Annotated in this window: 29 protein-coding genes; all 29 read right to left on the reverse strand. The window is 64.6% G+C overall.

Features of this window, described 5'->3' with window-relative positions; genetic code table 11:
- Positions 1 to 6: 6 nt before the first annotated feature.
- On the reverse strand, positions 7 to 768 hold the full coding sequence (locus tag ACHL_RS21495) for a hypothetical protein (protein WP_012623234.1): 762 nt from the start codon (positions 766 to 768) through the stop codon (positions 7 to 9).
- Positions 761 to 1,132, reverse strand: a complete 372-nt coding sequence (locus ACHL_RS21500; RefSeq protein WP_012623235.1) for a hypothetical protein — start codon at positions 1,130 to 1,132, stop codon at positions 761 to 763. The genes ACHL_RS21495 and ACHL_RS21500 overlap by 8 nt, the downstream gene beginning before the upstream one ends.
- Positions 1,133 to 1,205: 73 nt before the next feature.
- Entirely contained in the window at positions 1,206 to 1,505 is a 300-nt protein-coding gene (locus ACHL_RS21505; RefSeq protein WP_012623236.1) for a hypothetical protein, read from the reverse strand.
- Positions 1,502 to 3,805, reverse strand: coding sequence for a glycoside hydrolase family 65 protein (locus tag ACHL_RS21510; RefSeq protein WP_012623237.1), 2,304 nt, complete (start codon positions 3,803 to 3,805; stop codon positions 1,502 to 1,504). Before ACHL_RS21510 ends, ACHL_RS21505 begins: the two co-directional genes overlap by 4 nt.
- Positions 3,806 to 3,856: 51 nt before the next feature.
- Positions 3,857 to 4,633, reverse strand: a complete 777-nt coding sequence (locus ACHL_RS21515) for an HAD family hydrolase (RefSeq protein ID WP_012623238.1) — start codon at positions 4,631 to 4,633, stop codon at positions 3,857 to 3,859.
- A gap of 83 nt (positions 4,634 to 4,716) precedes the next feature.
- Positions 4,717 to 5,442, reverse strand: coding sequence for a hypothetical protein (locus ACHL_RS21520; RefSeq protein ID WP_012623239.1), 726 nt, complete (start codon positions 5,440 to 5,442; stop codon positions 4,717 to 4,719).
- A complete protein-coding gene (locus tag ACHL_RS21525; RefSeq protein WP_012623240.1) occupies positions 5,439 to 5,882 on the reverse strand; it encodes a hypothetical protein in 444 nt (147 codons plus the stop codon). The genes ACHL_RS21520 and ACHL_RS21525 overlap by 4 nt, the downstream gene beginning before the upstream one ends.
- The gene (locus tag ACHL_RS21530; protein ID WP_012623241.1) at positions 5,879 to 6,235 is read right to left on the reverse strand and encodes a hypothetical protein; all 357 of its coding nucleotides are present in this window, start codon (positions 6,233 to 6,235) and stop codon (positions 5,879 to 5,881) included. The genes ACHL_RS21525 and ACHL_RS21530 overlap by 4 nt, the downstream gene beginning before the upstream one ends.
- Before the next feature lie 58 nt (positions 6,236 to 6,293).
- On the reverse strand, positions 6,294 to 6,542 hold the full coding sequence (locus ACHL_RS21535; protein WP_139187275.1) for a hypothetical protein: 249 nt from the start codon (positions 6,540 to 6,542) through the stop codon (positions 6,294 to 6,296).
- Positions 6,543 to 6,586: 44 nt separating this feature from the next.
- The gene (locus ACHL_RS21540) at positions 6,587 to 7,177 is read right to left on the reverse strand and encodes a hypothetical protein (RefSeq protein WP_012623243.1); all 591 of its coding nucleotides are present in this window, start codon (positions 7,175 to 7,177) and stop codon (positions 6,587 to 6,589) included.
- A gap of 170 nt (positions 7,178 to 7,347) precedes the next feature.
- Positions 7,348 to 8,160 (reverse strand): hypothetical protein, encoded by an 813-nt coding sequence (locus ACHL_RS21545; RefSeq protein ID WP_012623244.1) that lies wholly within the window; start codon positions 8,158 to 8,160, stop codon positions 7,348 to 7,350.
- Positions 8,161 to 8,252: 92 nt separating this feature from the next.
- Positions 8,253 to 8,558: a DUF4031 domain-containing protein gene (locus tag ACHL_RS21550; RefSeq protein ID WP_012623245.1), complete on the reverse strand. Its 306-nt coding sequence runs from the start codon at positions 8,556 to 8,558 to the stop codon at positions 8,253 to 8,255.
- Entirely contained in the window at positions 8,555 to 8,806 is a 252-nt protein-coding gene (locus tag ACHL_RS21555) for a hypothetical protein (protein WP_012623246.1), read from the reverse strand. Before ACHL_RS21555 ends, ACHL_RS21550 begins: the two co-directional genes overlap by 4 nt.
- Entirely contained in the window at positions 8,803 to 9,066 is a 264-nt protein-coding gene (locus tag ACHL_RS21560; protein ID WP_043795060.1) for a hypothetical protein, read from the reverse strand. Before ACHL_RS21560 ends, ACHL_RS21555 begins: the two co-directional genes overlap by 4 nt.
- 32 nt (positions 9,067 to 9,098) lie before the next feature.
- Positions 9,099 to 9,482, reverse strand: a complete 384-nt coding sequence (locus ACHL_RS21565; protein WP_012623248.1) for a hypothetical protein — start codon at positions 9,480 to 9,482, stop codon at positions 9,099 to 9,101.
- The gene (locus ACHL_RS21570; RefSeq protein ID WP_012623249.1) at positions 9,479 to 9,871 is read right to left on the reverse strand and encodes a hypothetical protein; all 393 of its coding nucleotides are present in this window, start codon (positions 9,869 to 9,871) and stop codon (positions 9,479 to 9,481) included. The genes ACHL_RS21565 and ACHL_RS21570 overlap by 4 nt, the downstream gene beginning before the upstream one ends.
- A 9-nt stretch (positions 9,872 to 9,880) precedes the next feature.
- Positions 9,881 to 10,432 (reverse strand): hypothetical protein, encoded by a 552-nt coding sequence (locus ACHL_RS21575; RefSeq protein ID WP_012623250.1) that lies wholly within the window; start codon positions 10,430 to 10,432, stop codon positions 9,881 to 9,883.
- Between the two features lie 65 nt (positions 10,433 to 10,497).
- Entirely contained in the window at positions 10,498 to 11,511 is a 1,014-nt protein-coding gene (locus ACHL_RS21580) for an ATP-dependent DNA ligase (RefSeq protein WP_012623251.1), read from the reverse strand.
- A 129-nt stretch (positions 11,512 to 11,640) separates the two neighbouring features.
- On the reverse strand, positions 11,641 to 11,868 hold the full coding sequence (locus ACHL_RS21585) for a DUF2188 domain-containing protein (RefSeq protein ID WP_012623252.1): 228 nt from the start codon (positions 11,866 to 11,868) through the stop codon (positions 11,641 to 11,643).
- Between the two features lie 85 nt (positions 11,869 to 11,953).
- The gene (locus ACHL_RS21590) at positions 11,954 to 12,241 is read right to left on the reverse strand and encodes a hypothetical protein (RefSeq protein ID WP_167534797.1); all 288 of its coding nucleotides are present in this window, start codon (positions 12,239 to 12,241) and stop codon (positions 11,954 to 11,956) included.
- Between the two features lie 103 nt (positions 12,242 to 12,344).
- Positions 12,345 to 12,635 (reverse strand): hypothetical protein, encoded by a 291-nt coding sequence (locus ACHL_RS21595; protein WP_012623254.1) that lies wholly within the window; start codon positions 12,633 to 12,635, stop codon positions 12,345 to 12,347.
- 76 nt (positions 12,636 to 12,711) lie between these two features.
- Complete coding sequence (locus tag ACHL_RS21600) at positions 12,712 to 13,116, reverse strand: hypothetical protein (protein WP_012623255.1); 405 nt, start codon at positions 13,114 to 13,116, stop codon at positions 12,712 to 12,714.
- Positions 13,117 to 13,118: 2 nt separating this feature from the next.
- Positions 13,119 to 13,661, reverse strand: a complete 543-nt coding sequence (locus ACHL_RS21605; protein WP_012623256.1) for a hypothetical protein — start codon at positions 13,659 to 13,661, stop codon at positions 13,119 to 13,121.
- 158 nt (positions 13,662 to 13,819) lie between these two features.
- Entirely contained in the window at positions 13,820 to 14,437 is a 618-nt protein-coding gene (locus ACHL_RS21610) for a hypothetical protein (protein WP_012623257.1), read from the reverse strand.
- Entirely contained in the window at positions 14,427 to 14,669 is a 243-nt protein-coding gene (locus tag ACHL_RS21615) for a hypothetical protein (RefSeq protein WP_012623258.1), read from the reverse strand. The genes ACHL_RS21610 and ACHL_RS21615 overlap by 11 nt, the downstream gene beginning before the upstream one ends.
- Positions 14,666 to 14,917: a hypothetical protein gene (locus ACHL_RS21620; RefSeq protein ID WP_012623259.1), complete on the reverse strand. Its 252-nt coding sequence runs from the start codon at positions 14,915 to 14,917 to the stop codon at positions 14,666 to 14,668. Before ACHL_RS21620 ends, ACHL_RS21615 begins: the two co-directional genes overlap by 4 nt.
- Positions 14,914 to 15,336: a hypothetical protein gene (locus tag ACHL_RS21625; RefSeq protein ID WP_012623260.1), complete on the reverse strand. Its 423-nt coding sequence runs from the start codon at positions 15,334 to 15,336 to the stop codon at positions 14,914 to 14,916. Before ACHL_RS21625 ends, ACHL_RS21620 begins: the two co-directional genes overlap by 4 nt.
- A complete protein-coding gene (locus ACHL_RS21630; protein WP_012623261.1) occupies positions 15,336 to 16,073 on the reverse strand; it encodes a hypothetical protein in 738 nt (245 codons plus the stop codon). Before ACHL_RS21630 ends, ACHL_RS21625 begins: the two co-directional genes overlap by 1 nt.
- On the reverse strand, positions 16,073 to 16,246 hold the full coding sequence (locus ACHL_RS21635) for a hypothetical protein (protein WP_012623262.1): 174 nt from the start codon (positions 16,244 to 16,246) through the stop codon (positions 16,073 to 16,075). Before ACHL_RS21635 ends, ACHL_RS21630 begins: the two co-directional genes overlap by 1 nt.
- Between the last annotated feature and the right edge of the window lie 13 nt (positions 16,247 to 16,259).

Below are 16,259 nucleotides of genomic sequence, written 5' to 3' on the forward strand. Positions count from 1 at the left end.
GTCGCCTCAGACCCGTGGCAGTACCGGGCTGGCGATTTCAGCCCAGAGCTGGTGGGCATCCTGCACGGTGGCCGGATCCACCAGCAGTTGGGACCCGACCTCCTCGGCGCTGGCCAGATCCGCGGCACGCGCCGCGTCAGCCACAGGGACGAGGAGCATCGCGGCGAAGTAGTGTGCCTCCGGATGGGTGTACCGGGCGTCGCCGAGAGTCAGGTCGAGGGGTCCGCGGTTGTGGCCGTCCTCGTAGCTTTCCCACTCCAGGTCCGCGATGGTCAGGGCCATGAGTTCACGGTGACGAGCGTCGTCTTCGCCGAACTGCCGGAAGAGGGTGATGTCGCCGGGACCGTGGACGCGGGCGGTACGCCCCGGGAAACGTGCCGCGTCCCGGTCAGAGAGACCGCCTGGTTGAATGACGGTGCCGCCCATGGAGCGGAACAGGGCCCGAAGGCTGACGTACCCGGCCTCCTCGTGCAGGTCCTTCTCCACGATGAAGTCGCGTGCCTTCAAGGCCGTCCGGTACCGTTTCGACCGCTTCACCAGGACGGCGACGACGGTCGGGTCAACCTCCTCGTGGAGAGCGTTCGTCGGATACGGGCGGACGACCTCCCAGTCTTTGCCAACGAATTCACCAAAAAGGATGCTGTCGGCGTGCCTGTTTCTGCCGGACTTGAGGTTGAGATCGGCAGCCCCGGTAGACCTGACGCTGACACGCTCTATGCCGTCGAGCAGGAAGCGGACGCCGTCGCGGACCTCGATGAACTCAGACACTGGCGCTCCTTGCCATGCGTTCGGCGTAGGACCGGCCGGCAGGAGCAGCGTCCAGGAGGTCGGTCAGCAGAGAGTACGTGAAGTCGGCGTCCATCTTGTCCTCCGGAACACCGTCCTCTGAGAGGTCGATCTCACGGTCGAAGCGAAGCGTCGAGAGCAGGTCGTTGACCGCCACGATCGACTGATGGCGGTAGCGGTCGCCGAGGGTCAGGAGGACAAGGCCCTTGCTGGCGCAGAGAACATTGCGGCAGGTCCAGCCTGGTCCGTCTTCCCGCCGGACTGCCTGGTGGCTGCCGATGGACTCGGCGATGCGACGGACGGCATCCTGCTTCTGGACGTCCAGCTCACTCGGCTCGGAGGTCATGGGGTCCCTTTCAAATGGAATTGGAAAGCTCTTTGACCTGTCATGTGTGCGGAGCAGACCCTGTGCCTCCCCGCTACTCGTCGCAGCAGCCCGACGGGCCCACCGAGTACAAGCTCCTGCCAGTGGTGCTGTCCACGACGACGCTGCAGCGCCCGTTGGAACAGAGCCGGCTGACCGGGGAGGTCCGCGCCTGCCTTTCGGCGACGATCCTTTCCGCCTCGATGGACCGCGGGTCGCCCATCGGGATGTCCAGCATCGCGGAAAGCTCATCCCGGTAGTAGGGGCCGAGGATCCAGGGACGGCGGCCGGCCAGCTTGATCCGGCGCAGCTCGTTTGCATGGCGCCGCCGGGCATCGTGCTTGCGCCTGCTCACCGGACGCCAGCCATGGCGGCGGAAGCCGGAGCAGCGAGTTCCCGGACCGGCTCCAGCTTCACACGCAATGCCTCCCGGGCGACGCTGAACAGCTCCCCACGGACGGAAACTTGCAGTGGGAACCCGGAACGGACGCTGAGGCTAATAGACCCGGACTCCAGCTCGACGAACAGCAGCCGGCCCTGGACTTTCAGGTGGAATGACAGGCCCTCCCATTCGGCGGGCAGGCGGGGGTCGAAGAACGGGACATCCCCCTGGTCGCGGAGTCCAGCGAAGCCGCTGACCAGAGAGCTCCACACCCCGCCTGCGGAGGCGATATGCACGCCGTCGACAGTGTTGCCATGCGTGTCGTCAAGGTCGATGAACAGGGCGTGGGTGAAGTGGTCCAGCGCCGCCTGCGCGTAGCCAACCTCGGCGGCCACGATGCCCTGGACACAGGCGGACAAGGTGGAGTCGCCGGTGGTGATGGGATCGTAGAAGTCGAAGGCGCGCCGTTTCTCCTCGGCCGTGAAGTCCTGCCACTGCAGGAACATGCCCAGAACCGCGTCCGCCTGCTTCAGGACCTGGTGCCGGTAGATCACCAGCGGGTGGAAGTGCAGCAGCAGCGGGTACTTGGAGCGCGGCGTTTCCCAGTCCCACGGCTTCAGGGTCATGAAGTCGTTGTCCTGCGAGTAGACCCGCAGGTCCTCGTCGTAGGGCAGGTGTATCCGGGCCGAGGCCTTCTCCCACAGCTCGCGTTCCGTGTCGGTGATCTGTGGATGGTCCAGGGCCGCCGCGGCGCGAAGATTGAAGCGCGCCATGACGTTGGTGTAGAGGTTGTCGTTCACGACCGCGGTGTACTCGTCAGGGCCGGTGACGCCGTGGATGTGGAACTGGCCGTCCTTGCCGAAGAATCCGAGGGAGGCCCACATGCGCGCAGTCTCCACCAGAAGGTCGGCGCCCATTGCTGCGGTGAATCCAGCGTCGCCGCTGGCCCACATGTAACGGTTGGTGGCGAAGGCGACGGCGGCAGCGATGTGGAACTGGGCGGTGCCGGCGGCGTAGTAGGCGCTGGCCTCCTGCCCGTTGATGGTGCGCCACGGGAACAGCGCGCCGTCGATGTTGAGCTCCTTGGCCCTGCTCCTGGCATCCGGAAGCATGTTGTGGCGGAACTCCAGCACCTGGCGGGCAGCTTCCGGGTTGGTGTACGTCAGGTAGGGGAGGAGGTACACCTCCTGGTCCCAGAAATAGTGGCCTTCGTACCCGGAGCCGCTGACACCCTTGGCCGGGATGCCGGCGACATCGGCGCGTGCGGTCGCCTGTGCCAGATGGAAGAGGTTCCAGCGGATCGCTTGCTGCAGGTCGGGCTGTCCGCCTACCACGATGTCCGAGGTAGACCAGTAGTCCCGGTAGTGGGCCTCGCTCTCGGCGAGGATTTCGGTCACCGGCTTCAGGGCTTTAGCGGCGGCGTCGGCGAAGTCTCCGGGGCCCTCTCCGGTGGCGTAGCTGACGCTCTTCTCCAAATGGAACGGGGCGTTGGCGGCCAGGACCAGGACGTAGCGGACACTGCTGTCGTCCTGGTCTGCGACGGTATCGAAGGGCTGGACTTCGACCGACGTCCAGTGCTCCACGGCCATGCCCACCCGCTGCTTGGATTCAGCCGTTTCCCAGGCAAGCCGGAAAGAGCCTCCCTCGCCTTCGATCCGCAGGGGCAGCAGCACCCGGCCGGCGTGGCGCCCGGACCGGCGCGGGTCATGCTCGGAGTGGTCCTCCACCGGCTGGTCCTGGCGGTTGATCACGGAGGACGTGATGTCCGCGTAGACCTCGCGGTCCGCTGTGAGTCCCAGGGAGATACCCAGGCAGCCCCGGGACTCGAATCCCACGGCCCGCCGTTCGGTGGTTGTCACCGTGGCCCCCGACCGGCATTGCCAGGTGATGCGGCATTCGTAGATCCCCGTGGTGAAATCCACGCAGCGGCTGTAGTCCAGGACGGTGGATTCAGCGAGGCTGAGGATTTCGCCGTCGATGATGACGGTGAAGTTGTTGGCATCGGGGACGTAGAGGATGCGCTGGCCGGTGCGGGCGAAGCCGTAGGCGTTCTCGGCGTGCTTGATGCCCCAGGTTTCGTGGAAGCCGTTGATGAAGCTGCCGGGCAGCTCGGCGTCGGTCGAGGCCCAGTGGGCGCCCCTGACTCCGAGGTGGCCGTTGCCAACGGCAAAGAGTGTTTCCAGGGTTCCTTCGCTGCCGGGCTCATGGCTGGTTTCCAAGAGCTTCCACGGGTCGTTGGGGAAGCGGGTTCGATCGGCGGTGATGAGGGCCATGACTGTTGAGGTTCCTTAGGTTTTGGTTCTGAGGCTGGGAAGCGGAGGGGGTTAGAGGAGCTCGTTGAGGTCTTCGACCACCAGGGTGGCGCCGGCGTCCAGCAGCGTCTGCCGTCCGGCTCCCCTGTCCACACCGATCACGGAATGGAAGCTGCCGGCACGGCCGGCCAGGACTCCGGAGACCGCGTCCTCGACCACGATGCACTCGTTGCTGGGCACGTTCAGCAGCTGCGCCGCGTAGGAGTACGTTGCTGGGCTTGGCTTGCCTGGCAGGTTCTGCGCCGCGCCGACGACGCCGTCAACGACTATCGGGAAATATTCGGCGAGCCCGGCAGCGAGCAGCACGGCCGGGGCATTTCGGGAGGAGGAGACAACGGCGAGTTTGAGGCCATGCCCCCTCGCAGCTTCAATGAAGCGAACGGAGCCTTCGTAGGGCTGTACGCCGCCGGCCCTGATGATGTCGTTGAACACATGGTTCTTTCGATTGCCCAGACCCTGGACCGTGTTGCTGGCTGGGTCGTCGTCGGCTGGACCCTCCGGCAGCACGATGTTGCGCGATGCAAGGAAGTCCCGGACGCCATCGAATCGGGGTTTACCGTCGATGTGGTCGAAGTAGTCGCTTTCGCGATAACGGGATGCCGCGGGAAGGTCCTGCAGGTAGCCGTCGAAGAGCTGCTTCCATGACTGCTCGTGGACAATTGCCGTCGGCGTAAGGACGCCGTCGAGGTCAAAGAGGATGGCGGAGGCGCCGGTCCAGCTCTGGCCCGTATCCCCGCCATTTGAGGGGGAGCTGGCGACACGCGCCTGGCGTGTAGAGTCGGCGGTCATCGGCGGTCCTTTACCTTGGGCTTGCAGCTGTCGGGCCTCATGTGTGCGGAACCACAGAGACTACTCACCGGTCGTTGCCCCCGTCAGCTGCCGATGCCAACGTGCTCGGTCAGCTCTGAAGGCTTCGGGATGACGAAGTCGTGCTTGCCGGCCGGGGCGAGGATGGCCAGCTCGTGCAGGTACTTGGCCGCACGCTCGTTGAGGTTGATGTACCACCCGCCGACCATGAGCTGGTTCCTGTCCAGCCCGGTGCCGCCCTTGATGACGGTGCCCTCGATCGTGAAGAATCCGTAGCGCGGATGGTTGAAGCCGGCACTCACGCGGTCGCCCTTCTTGATCTCCGCGATCGTGGCCGTCAATGCCTTGGTGTCGCGACGGACCTTCGGTGCCGTTTGGTCGTCGGCGCGGGCGATTGCCGCCTCGGAGAGGGCTTGTTCCATGGTGTCTCCTGCTGGTTCGTGTTCAGTGGTGTGCTCGGGGCCGTCGGATACACTCTCGGCCAGTTCGGGATCATCCCCGCGGGCTTCTGACGCAGTGGTGTCCGATGCTTCGGACTCCTCGCCGGCGGTGTCTGCCGTCTCGGTGATGGCCGGTTTCGGAAGCTGCTCGGCTTGGTGGCGCGCGAACACGGACACCGCACCGACGCCGGCCGGTCCGTCGGGGGCTTCCAGGATGGTGCCGCAGGTGTCCCCGTTGCACCGGATGCGGGTCCCGGCTTTGTTCCAGGTGTATGTGGAGTGTTCGGTCAGGACTGCCGTAGCGTCGTCGATGTACATGATGTTCTGGCAGATGGCTCCGAGGCTGATCATTGTGTCTCCTCTTCGACGGTCGCGAACTCCCCGACGATCAGGTGAGTGGTTGGTCCGGTGACGGCCGGGTCCCAGGCAAGTGGCCAGGGAAGTGTCAGGACGTTGGGGTCGTTGCCGTTAGGCGCGAAGAGGTTGTGGAACTGGCGTGCCGTCCAGTCGACATCGATGAGAGCACCGTCCCGGGACAGCCGCACCCAGGAGTGGTAGTCGGCGCGGGGCTCCACGGGATCCGAAGCGCGGAGCACGACGGCAATCCAACCCGATTCACGGGCGAAGGCGGCGAACTCGGCACTGACGGACTCGCAGGCCCAGCCGTCTGTATAGGAATCATCGTCGTCGCTTATGTAGGGGTAGCGAAGCCAGATACCCAAGCGGGGATCGGCGGCGATGTAGCTCCGGAACAGGTCGATGAGCTGCCCGGACAGGTCGGGCGCGGTCATTGCTTGTTCTCCACAGCAGCCAAGACCCGACGGGTTGCCGCCTTGAGGGCTTCCTGCTCGGGTACGGACGCTGTCGCGTAGAAGATGCCGAGCAGCTCGTCGCCGATGTAGCGGGCACCGCGAACGATCGAGTCGTCATCGTGGATCGCTTCGTCCTCGGCCTGAAGTTCCCGCATGGCATCCTGCAGGCGCCTGCTCAGGTCTCCTGCATAATCCAGAGGCTCGGATTCCTGCCGGATTCCCTCCAGTTGTTTCGCCCTGGCATAGCAACGGAGGTGGAACTGGCGGTCATGCTCAAAGCGGCGGACGGCGCGTTCCTCAAGCGGCGTGATTTCACGCAGGGCGTTTGTCATCGGTTTCTCCGGCAGGTTGGGTGCTTTCGTGGGTTTCTGGTGAGGCACATGGGTTCCCCTAGTCCTCGACGATGCTGCGCAGGCCCGCTTCGCCGCCGGTGTCGACGGTCCGCAGGACGAAGGCCACCAGCGGCCAGCCGGTGGCGATCAAGGCACGGTTTTCCTCGTCGGCTTTCGACCAGAGATCGAACAGACCGTAGGTGAAGCCGCTGGGCATCGTGCCTCCGGGCAGCCGGAGGTAGCCGAGCAGGTCCGCGGCAAGGGAGCGGACGACAGGGTCGTAAGGGTTGCGGCCGGAAGGGTTCATGCGCCTCATGTGTGGGGCATGAGGGTGATCCCTCACCGCGATCCTTAGACCGGCTCAGCCTCGAGGTACGGGAGTGCGGCGATCAACACGAATCTGGCCCGCTTGCGCATCAGGATGTCCGGAGAGGTGAAGTCGTTGATCTGGGACCGCAGCTGGTTCGCGCCGGCCTCGACTGCAGCCTCTGTCAGGGCGGGCCGGTACTCCGCCTTCGGGACATCCACGGGTGCGCAGCCGGTGAGAATCTCCGCGACGTGTGCATGGTGGAGCTCCAGCGCGTCGGTGTACCCCTCGGACAGGAACTCTTCGAGTCCGGTCAGCCCCGGGTCTTTCTGTGTCCACTCGGCGTACTGAACCTTCCGGCAGGAGCAGTGATACCAGACGGCTCTCGGCTCGTTCCAGCCGTCGCCGTCCTCATCCTGGATGAAGTCGTGGACGGCGAGCCGGTCCTTGAGAGTGGAAGGGTCCGGACGGCTGTAGCCGAGGGATGAAAGTCCTTCAGCGGCAGTCTCCAGCGTCGCCTGCGACAGACCTGGAATCAGCCCGGCCAGATGGCCGGTCAGGATGTCCTGGGACGTGAAGCGACCGTCGGGTGGCACCGGGGCAAAGTCCTTCGTTGCGGGCTGTTGTTCGGTCATGGGCCTCATGTGTGCGGCGCATGACTTTAGCCTGAGCACAGGGCCGCTGCTCTTCCCGATGAACGGGCCTGGTCCAATAGACCAGGCAGGCCCTGTCAGGGGCCGGGCAAAGGGAAGACCGGAGATCAGATCAGATGACGTGATCTCCGGTCTTCCGCCCTCGACAGCAGTTACTTGGTGAGGACGGCTTTAGTAGACCCACCGGTCTTAAGGAGGCTTGCGCCACCAATGAAGAACTTTTCACCGGGTCCGCTGTGGTCAAGGAAGACGTTCTGGTCCACAGTGGTGGTGAGCGTTCCGCCTTCCTTGCAGTGAACGGTCACCTCCACCTGACCAGCCGCGGTTGCATCCAGGTATGTTCCATCAGCGTAGGTTGCGCTCAGGGTGACGCCCAATGCGTTGAGCTCGTAAGGCTTCCCGGATGGGCTGCATACCTCGCCCTTGTCGGACTTCCATGTGTTAGTCAGCCCGTAGGTGGGGTAGCTGTCACCATCGAGGAGGTCAGGAGCGTTCGTCAGGATCGGGTTGCCGAAGAACTTCTCGGGACCGTTTGCGTCGATCTTTTTGTCGCCGGTCGGTGCCTTTTCCCAGCCCTTCTTCATGTCTTGAATGCCCTGCGGGGTTGAGATGGGCTGAAGTTTCGGGGCGACCTGACTGTTCCAGGTCTCGGCGGTGGGTTTGAATCCTTCGACCGTGTACTCCGGGTGCTCCTCCAGCATGATCTGGAGCGCAGTCACTGCGGTCTTCTTGATGTCCGCGACCTCGGCAGGAGTGAAATGCTGATTCTTGGGGACGTCGGTGGGGAAGAGGTCAGTGCCTTCGATCATCGGCGCATCTGCGATCTTGACCTTTGGGGCCTCCGGCTCGGCAACAGGTGACTTCTGAGCGGCGACCTCAGTAGGGCTAGTCGAGCAACCGGTCAATACCAATCCAGCCAGTAGGCCGGAGAGTACGAGCGTCTTAGTGCGTCCTGCAGTGTTCATTTGTCCCCCAATTGGTCTTTGGCATTACTGCGTTCTGGGTAAGAATAGCTTTGACCTGCACTTTTACAGGTGACCGGTCACCCGGCCGCCCCTCATGTGTGCGGCGCCACCGCTGTCGCTGGCCGTGCAGCCTCCCGCTTCGCGGCCCACAAAGTGCATGCTTCCTGCATGGTGATGGGCTGGGCGCCGAGACGGATTGCCAGCTCCCGCTTTGAGTCGGTGACGTCGAAGTGTTCCTTCCAGATGTGCCCTGGGTTCTGGATCCACGACGGCTTAAGGCCGAGCTTCGCTGCGAAGTCGAGCAGTTCCTCTGTACTGTCAGCGGTCAGGTGTGACCATCTGGCCTGGATACGGCCGACCCGTGCTGGCATTCGCATGCTGTCGACGTAGACGGTCACCGGCCGCCCCCATTCCAGGCATCGTCGGAGCTGGGTTGGGCCGCAGGCACCTGGGGTTCGGTCTCGCCGGTGCGGCCAAACCCCGCAGCGCGCAGCATGTAGGCCGAGACCCGGGCCTTGTCCCAGTCGGAGCCGAACCCCTGCCACCAGGCCTGCCGATGGGCGTCTTCAATGACCCGGGCCATGGCAGTCAGCTCCTCATCATCCCGGATCTGGAGAATGAGGTCGTTTGTGATCTGGACGGTCATGGGTGCGCCTCCGGTTCGGCTGTTTCCTGGCCGGGAGTGACAAAGCCAGATGCGGTGAGGGCGGCGGCCATCTCGTCGGCGACGTGGCGGTGAAAATCGCCCCGTCTGCTGACCGTCGTTTCGATGAGGCCGCACTTGCATCGAAGGTTGAAGGACGGCTGGGATTCGTGGCGTTCCAGTTCCGACAGGATGGCCGCCGCCAGGGCTCCGTCGACCTGGGAATCATGGATGACGCAGCGGGTGTCAGTGGAGTCGCTCATGGGTTCCATGTGTGCGGAGCGGGTCCCTGTCGTCACCGGTCCGTGTCGCTGGTTACCCGGCGCGGGTCCGGCAGGCCGGCGTCGATAGCTGTCTCGGTCCCGATCTGGTCCAGGATGGCATGGATGTGCATCGGCACGGAGTCGAAGTCGCGCATCTCGCGTTCAAGGTCGGCGATCTGTGCCACGACTCTGGTCAGGATCTCGGTGTGGTTGTTCCCGGCAGTTTCGATGATGCGCTCCTGCACATACCGTTCCAGCTCCTGGGCCCGGTGCGCTTCCAGTGACAGGTGCATTCCGAGAGGCATCCCGCATTGGCACGTTTCCTGGTGATAGACGCGCCCGTCAGCGTCACTGACGGAGATGTCCTCGCCGTAGCCGGAGTGGAGCTCGTCGAACTGCTGGGCGGTGATGCTCATCGGTTCACCGACACGGCGCGCTGGTGGACGGGGATGACCTTCCAGACTTTGATGCCGTGTTTCTCCAGCGGACTGAGGATCTGGATGGCGTCGGGCGTGCCGACGCACCCGCTGTTCTTGGTGAACCACCAGGCGTCTCCCAGATCCTGGAAGTACCAGGTCTCGCCGTTCCCGCTGGTGGTGATGAAGAGCTCCTCGGGTCCGACGGCGACATCGACGTCGCTCAGTGGAAGCGGAAGGGAGTCTGGGTTCACCATCACTACGGTGCGGCGCCGCACGGAGTCGTCGATGACGCTGATGAAAGCGCGATAGGTGCGGGTGCCTGCCGGCTGGGTGTTCACGTAGTCGGTCATGGGCGTGATGTGTGCGGACTTGTCACCCGCGGTCATCACCCGCCGCTATTGGCCCCGGTGACAGTCCGGTCCGCAGTCCTCGGCGGGGATCAAGTATGGGGCGAGGCTCTCCGGGTCGCCGTTTGTGTAATGCACGACCGTTCCGGCGTGCTCGCCGTCGGCCACTTCGAACGTGATGCTGAAGTCTGAGACTTTGAGGACTCTCCGGTGGCCGAGCCCGTACTTTTCCTGATCGTTCAGGCCGTCGGAGAAGTAGTGGAGCAGGGACCCGGGCACGACCTGCGCGGCGATTTCGGTGCCCATGGTGGCCAGGGCGGCCGTGTAATCAGCAAGCCACCCTGCCGCCCAGCGCGCCAGTGTGTTGAAGGGTCCACGTGCTGGATCCCCGCCGCTGGCGACCAGTTTCAGAGCACGCCGGATTTCATCGTGCCGACGGTCCTCGCCGGGTGGAAGCGGAGGCATCGCAGCTAAGGCCATGTCGAAGTTTTCCATGACGTCTCGGACCGGCGGGAAGTCCGGTCCGGCGAGGGACTGCATGGATATGTGGCCTAGGGCCTTGGCGTAGTGGCGAAGCAACGGGTGTTGGCGTATCGGCATGGTGCCCCTTCGGTTTCGGTCGGTGTGGAGGAACGTGCTCGGCAGCCCCGCTTGGCCTGGGAGTCTTATGCCCGGCCCAGGTGGGACGGCAGTTCGATCGTTTCTGGACTCAGTTCGGGCCTGGCGCGAAGGTATCGCAGCGGATGTCTGAAGGAGCGGCCGGACCAGGCGACATCGGCGGACACCTCCACGACGATGGGTTCGACCCGGGTGAGGTGGACCGTTTGTTTTTCCTTGCTGAACCGGTCAAGGATGCCAGAGCTGATTTCATCCGGCCAGGGATGGCCATCACGGGGGATATGCAGATGTGCGGCCAGGGCCTTGGATGCTGCGGCGCTGAGCGGGGATGTCCGGCCGACGATCCAGAGCCGGCCCTGGATCGGGAGTCCCGCAACCACCGCCGAGGGGCGGTCCCGGCGGCCGATGACGGCAGCGCAGACGACGTCTAAGACATCACGGTGCTTCACCTTCAGCCACTGCCTGACCCCGCCTTCATAGAGCTGCCCGGAGCCTTTGACGACCAGGCCCTCGATGCCGGTTGCTGGCATTTCCTCAAACCAGACCGCCGCCTCGTTGGGGTCAGCTGTGATGGGTGAGAGGTGGAGCGGGGGAGACCAGCCGCCAGCGAGTTCTTCAAGCAGCGTCCGGCGGTCCCGAAGCGGGATTGCGCGGGTGTCGTGGCCGGCGACGGCGAGCACGTCAAAGGCTGCGAAGGATGCGGGCCGCTCCCGGGCGAAGGCTGGCAATGCCGCTTTTGAGGTGATCATCCGCTGCTGGAGGGAGTTGAAGTCGAGCCGGTCATTCGTCCAGATGAGCGCCTCGCCATCCACGATGCATCCGGGCGGTACTTGTTCCTCGGCGGCGGTGACCAGCTCGGGGAAGTAGCCGGTGAGGTTCTTGCCTTGCCTGGACCAGAGGGTGGCACCTGCATCATCGAGGACCAGGGCCGCCCGGAAACCATCCCATTTGGGTTCGTACAGTGAGCCTCCGGGGAGGGCGCTGGCGGCGGGGATTTTGCTGACGGCCTTGGCTGCTGCCAGAAGTAGCGGGGGACGAAGGCCCGGCGGCAGGGCAGACAAAACTGGTTGGCCTCAGTCCTGGTTGAGAAGGAATGACTCGGGTGCGGAATCCCGGCGCCGGATTCAGTATAGGGTTCCGGTCGGCCGGGCCGCCGGCTGGTGCGTCCCGCCGGCGGCCAGGGGAAGCTGCTAGCCGGGGACGTTTCGCGGATCGTTGCCGTAGCTGTTTTTGGCGCCGATCGTGCCGTCCTGGTTCTTGATGACGTGCTCGACACTGTCGTTCTGGGCCGCTTCCCGACCGGCCGCTACAGCCTCATCCTTGGTGCTGTACCCGGCGCCGAATGCTCGGTCAGTGCCTTCCCGCTTGTTCTTCCACGTGCCGTCTTCGAAATACGTCTCGATGTCGCCCTGTGCCACGATGTGCCTTTCGGTCGGAAGCGCTTACGATCGCCACGATACACAAGGCCCGGTCGGCCGCCCCGGATTTACCCGGGACGACTCCTCATTCGCCGCCGTACTGGTCGTTGTCGTTGAGCATGTACTGAAGGTGGAACTGCTGGTGGTCAGCGAACACCCGGTCGGCGACCGGGGTCGTGCTCCGGAGGACGGGGATTTCCAGGGAGTCCCCGCAGCCGCGGCAGACGATCTCATCGGTCCACTTCCAGCTGTACGCCGGGTGAAGTTCCTTGATCCTGTCCATGCCGTCGCTGACTGCCGCCGCGAGCGAGTCGAGTTCAGCCAGATCCGCTGCGCTGACCAGACTGCTGAGTTCCGTGTGTTCGAGTGTCATGGCCCCCCGGCCTTCCGTGATGCTGATGGTGCTCTTGACACTCATGTGTGCGGCATCACAGAAAGATCTTCACGGCGAAACCGGCCCGGGGGCCCGTTGACTCCTAAGCCCGGATGCCGAAACTGAAGAACGCCTTAGGGTCGTCGGTGCCGAGCAGGTCGCGGTGGAATTCGATGGCATCGACCGGTGTGGTGTCCACGAAGAGAACGGCAACCGACGAGGAATGCACCACCGTGTATCGGGTGACTCCTTCAAGCCAAGACAACACGCCGGTGTAGTCCTCCACGGCCAGCCCGTCACCCAGGAGCCCCCGCTTGGCGAGAAGCTCCTCGACCTGGTGCCAGGCCCAGTCCATGAGCTCGTTGATCGCTGCTTCCACGGTTGGAATGCTCATATCTCGATGGTGGCACCGGCCTCCGACATTCAGGTGGAGACCATGAGGTGTGTCGCGAGACCGCTGCTGGGCCTGCTCAGTCCCGCTGCTTCTTCGCCCGGCGGCGGTCTTCGCGGGCGACGCGTCGGGCCACCGGGGCAACGATGTTCACGGCCGGAGCGACGTCGGGTTTCTTCGCTTCGAGCCTGCGAATGGCTTCCTGGTGCGCGGCTATTGTCCGGTCCGCTTCCTCCTGGGGACGTGGCGGAAGGTTGGTCTTACCGGCCTGGCGTTTCCGGATCCGGGCAATGATGTCTTTGCGGGACGCAATGGAATCTTTGACCGACCGTTTGCGGCGGGCCAGATCGGAGGCGCCGTCGTCTTCCAGGCGGTACAACCGGGCCCGGACTGCGACCTGAGGGAATCGTTCAGCGAGCTGCTCGCCAGGTGCGATGCGGATGCCGAAGTAGTCCTCGGACCCGGGGCGCGGCTTTGCGGTCACTGCTAGAAGCTCCCGCTGTCGCCGCCACCGAAGCTGCCGGAGTCGCTGTAGCTGGGGCTGCTGTCGTAGCTGGGCGTCGGATCTGGCGCGGTGTAGGAGACAGGCTCCTGGGCGCTGTAGGCGGGTTCGGGCGCCGAGTAGGACGGCTCAGAGGACGTGTAGGCGGGTTCCACATGATCTGCTGCCGGCGCCTCCTGAGGCTGCTCGTTGCGGTCCTCGTCGTGCGCCTCATGGTGGTGGCTGTGTCCGAAGTTGTTCAGTGCCTCCTGCATCAGGAGGAGATTGACCACGTCAGATCCGGAGGTGTCCTGCTGGGGCTGCTGTCCGTGGCGCGTCCCGTAAGGGCCAGGCACTGCCAGTGGCCTGTCAGTGCGTCGCGGGGCGTAGTACGCGCCCTGGTGGCTGTCTTCCTTCCGGGCTGTCTTTCGTGCGGCCTCCGCGGCAGCCTCCCGGCGGCGGTAGAAGCTGGCTGCGAGAAGGGCGGCGGCGATAGCGGTGGTGCAGGCAAGTGCGATCAGGATGATCAGAACTACGGGGTTGTCCATGGAAAGCCTTCTGGTCGAGGCGGGCAGGGGTGCCCGCAGGGCCCATGTGTAAGGCAAGCCGGCCATCGCTCCCCAGGTGAGGTCAGAGGCCGCTCAGCGTAAGTGGACGGGCATTCTCACATGCCTTGGTTAGCGGCCGGTGATCAAATCAGGGGCTGTCATGACGCGGCTTCGATGGTGATGGTCTCCGCAGCGGCGCGGGGTTGATGAATCCTGCAGGGGGAGGGCGTATTGCAGACCCCGCAGTGTGGAACCCACCGACGTCCATAGGTGATCGGCATGTCCCGCCGGAGCGGTTCCCGGTGGGCTGTCCGGGCTGCGGAGGCCATCAGGGAGATGATGAACGGCAGGGGCGGCGCTTCCGGGGTCAACCGCGGCGCGGCCTTCCTGGCCCGGAGTTTGCCGTTAGCGCCCGGGACCAGCAGACCCCAGTCGTCCGGGAGCTCTCCGGGCTTGACGATGGACGCGTCGGGAACGACCAGCCACCAACGATGCATGTACCGTTTGATCGCATCAGCCTTGGTCGGGTCCCGAAGTTCGGTGAGCCAGTCGGCGCGGCTGACCTTTACTTCGTGGCCGTGCAGGGCGAGCTTATCCCCGTGCGCGTTACCACCGTATTTGTCCCCGGCGACGAAGTCCGCGATGCGTCGGCCGTCGGCGTACCCGGTGGAATCCTTGACGTGTTCCGCCCTCACCCAGCGGTCCGAGATGGTGCCTCTGCGGATGGCCGTGTAGCGGTCCAGCAGGAGGTCGAGCATGTCCCGTTCAGTCGCCACGACCGCGGCTCCCCTTCGAGTGTCGGCTCTTTACCGCAACGGCCAGGGTCAGGCCGAGAACGATGAAGAGAACCGAACTCGCCAGCAGGGCCGCGATGACATTCTTGTCACCGTCAGCGGCCCCGGCAGCACTTGCGGCGAAACCCAGCGCCGAGGCGGTGCACATCATCGCTGCAATCACCCATGTCCAGATTTTCAGGAGTGCCGGACCTCTCCGGGACGTGTGCGTCATGACTCCCCCTCAGGCCGGGCAAGAGCCTTTCGAAGCGCCGCGGCGACTCCTGACAGAGTGCGTCCGCGCATCGCATACCGATCCGCTACCATGCTGGTCCCATGGACGCGGGTGTAGTCGGCGGTCTTTTGGAGGCTCGCTGCCTGTTCGTCCCAGTCGGCGGCCAGATCCAAAGCCGCATTGATGGCTTTTTGCTGCTCGAGGACGATCGGCGGCAGCAGTGTCTGTGCTTCGGCCGTAACCGTCACGCCGTACCCCACAGAGCGTCGGCGTCCTGCTCGATCTTCCACGGCGCAAGGCGGTCAAGATCAGCGAGATGGTGCTCGACGGCCAGCTGTCCGCGCCTGTAGTGCATTTCCTCGCGGTTGACGTCCCACCACCATCTGAGGCGGCCAAAGAACCCGTACCCCTCCTCGGGGCTGGGAGGGCGAATGTACGCCAACTTGAGCTTGTCCTGGTGGACTCGGTCGGCATCAACGCGCCGTCCCGCGCACAGGTAGACGATCTCCAGGCGGTTCAGAACCACCCACGTTTCCGCGTACCGGCCAGCGAACTCCCGCAACAGGCTCTTGAGCCGGAGTGCCTGGTGGGCGCAGACCAGCGGGTCCTCGGACGTGAAGGGCGGGTCGGTGATTCCGCCGGGCTGGGCGAAGGGCCAAGTGGTCATTATTTCTCCCCGATGCTTTCGATAGCTGCCACCAAGTGATCCGTCATGATGAACGACGGTGAGCGCCGGTCTCCGACCGCGAGTGTTTTCGCTCTCTGGACGACGTCATGCAGGACGCGGAGGAGTGCAGTGTGGCGGTCCTCGTCGATGACTGCCCGGGTGTTGACGCGGTAGTACGGGGTGCGGGTTTCTTCGTCGAGTTCGTCCGCCCGGGTCCGCAGCCAGTCGGCGCAGCCTCGGATCATAATGCGTTTGAATCGCGGGGGAACGGCAGGATCGATGTCCATGTCGCCTGTGATGTCCGACAGGGATGCGGCATCGAAGTGTTCGGCCGTGGAGCGCAAGGCTGCCGCGGTCCGTTCGCGGACCAGCGACGCCATCGCCGCTTCATGATTGGCCGGCTCCAGGTAGTGGTCACCGAGGGCTGCGCGATACTGCTCGATGAAGTCGGGGACGCCAGCGGCCTGGGCGGCGGTACGGGATTCGACGTCCCAGCTTTGGTGCAGCGCGGAGCTCAGGTCGCCGATAGCGTCAGCTTTGATGGCGTTGAATTCGGGCAACGTCAGTCGCACCCGGTCATCGGCAGCGTCGATGGCGGCCACGATAGCCGCGCCGCGGGCCAGTGATTGTGCGCGGGTTGCACCGCCGATCTCGTCCCAGCCGGAATCGTCGGCTTCAAGACCACGGCTGAGGTTGAAGTCCGCACGGGCGGCAGCTTCGACGCGGGCCGCCGTCATCAGGCTGCCTTACCGGCCGGCACGGACTGAAGGCCGCCGGATTGGGTGGCGGGTGCGATGAGGCCTGTTGCCTCCGCGGCTTTCAGGACGTCAGTGATAGTGCCGCGGCCAACGAACCGCAGTTGGGGATCTGCCTGGTAGATCGCGTCAATGCGCGAGTCAGTGGTTTCCATGGCCGCTATGTGT

It is taken from the genome of Pseudarthrobacter chlorophenolicus A6, assembly GCF_000022025.1.
Lineage (GTDB): Bacteria > Actinomycetota > Actinomycetes > Actinomycetales > Micrococcaceae > Arthrobacter > Arthrobacter chlorophenolicus.